Source organism: Pseudoalteromonas sp. SG44-1 (assembly GCF_014164315.1).
Taxonomy (GTDB): Bacteria; Pseudomonadota; Gammaproteobacteria; order Enterobacterales; family Alteromonadaceae; genus Pseudoalteromonas; species Pseudoalteromonas rhizosphaerae.
In genome coordinates, this window is sequence record NZ_JACJEW010000169.1 from 1 (window position 1) to 1,483 (window position 1,483).

At 40.0% G+C, this 1,483-nt stretch carries 2 protein-coding genes; both read right to left on the reverse strand.

From position 1 onward, the window contains the following. Positions 1-127 precede the first annotated feature (127 nt). Positions 128-562: a hypothetical protein gene (locus H5187_RS23515; RefSeq protein ID WP_182719691.1), complete on the reverse strand. Its 435-nt coding sequence runs from the start codon at positions 560-562 to the stop codon at positions 128-130. A 9-nt stretch (positions 563-571) separates the two neighbouring features. Further along, a partial coding sequence (locus tag H5187_RS23520) for a GH-E family nuclease (protein WP_310737480.1) occupies positions 572-1,483 on the reverse strand: 912 nt, incomplete at its 5' end.

The following is a 1,483-nucleotide window of genomic DNA, read 5'->3' on the forward strand; positions in this document are numbered from 1 at the left end:
CAATCCTCATCTGGGTCGGTGAGTAAATCAAAGGCTTTTTGCCAGAGTGTAATTGCGCCTTGAAAGTCTTCTTCATCAAAAAGATCATTGCCTTGCTCGCAATACTCATCTATTTGGTCATGTACATTCATTGGTTATACTCATTAAAAAAAGTTTTGTATTTTTTAGGTTCATCAACGAAGCAGCGACCTCTTGACATGTCGTTTGCTTTATTAAACCATTGATAAGAAATTGGTAATTGTTCCATTTCATAATAAATAGTAGCTTTTAAAAAAATAATTCCACCGTGAAACCCACCTACCTTATTTTTATCTCGATATTCTAAGAGTTGCTCTATGATTTGCAGCGCATCATTGTAAAGTGTTAACTCTCGATACATTTCGCAAATTGCAGTAACAAAACTGAGAGTGACATCCCAATCAAATTTAGGCTCAGGTAATAACCCCCATGCTTCGTCTGCTTTTTTTTTTGCGATGTCAACATTTTTGACTTCTAATGCTTTGTATGCAGAAATATAGAGAGCATCGATTTTATCGCGCAAGTCTATAGGTAAATTTTCCATTATCTTTCCTTACTTTTTCGGGGGTAAATATCTATCGTTAAGCTTAGCACCAGCTGAGCGGTTAATACTGTAATGATCTAGAGTATAATTATTAGAGTCTAACATCCATTCTCGCACTTCTTTTGATTTTGCGCCGTATTGTCTGCCTGTAGTATTCCACCATTTTACTGCATCTGTCGGGTCATGTGCCATATCAGCTTGAGAGAGTGGGTACCATTGATTATCACTCGCTTGAAATTCGGTACCTTTGAATGACTCCCTTATTTTGCCTTTTGCTTTCATCTTCGCAATGACTTTTTTGCCTGTACGAGATGCTTTGCCTGGAGTTTTACCAAGGTATTTCAAGCGGTTTGATATCTTGCGAAGTTTCTTAGGTTTTGTAATGTTTGGGTTAATGCTTTGAGCCCCCTTTAAATCATTCCCTTTCGGCGGCTCTAATTCATTGGCTACTGTTTTCTTCGGTTTCCCTACTACACCTGTACTTGCCGGTGGCTCAAACTCATCGAGGGCTTTGTTTACGCGATTGCCAATTTCTTGCGCGGCGTTTCTTACGCCTTGGTCTATTTGCGGGGTGACTTCATCAAGCTGTTTGACCATGGCTTGCATGCCGTCAATGGCTGAGTCTGGCAGCAGAAGATCGTATTTCCAGCTGGTTGAAATATCATTAAGAGTATCTCTAAAGCTTTTAATAACTGCTTTTACTTCACTGGCGGCTTGTTTGCCTAAGTCTTGCCAGTTTATTTCGCGCAGGTATTTTACTGGGTCGCCTTTACCCATCTTGCGTAACACTGCAATAGCGGCTTCCATTGACTCACCACTATTTTTAATTACAACTTTACCCACACCTTTTATAGCAGAGCCTAATAATGGAACCAAACCAATGGCGGTTAGGGTAAAGGCTATCCAACCGTCGCTGTCATT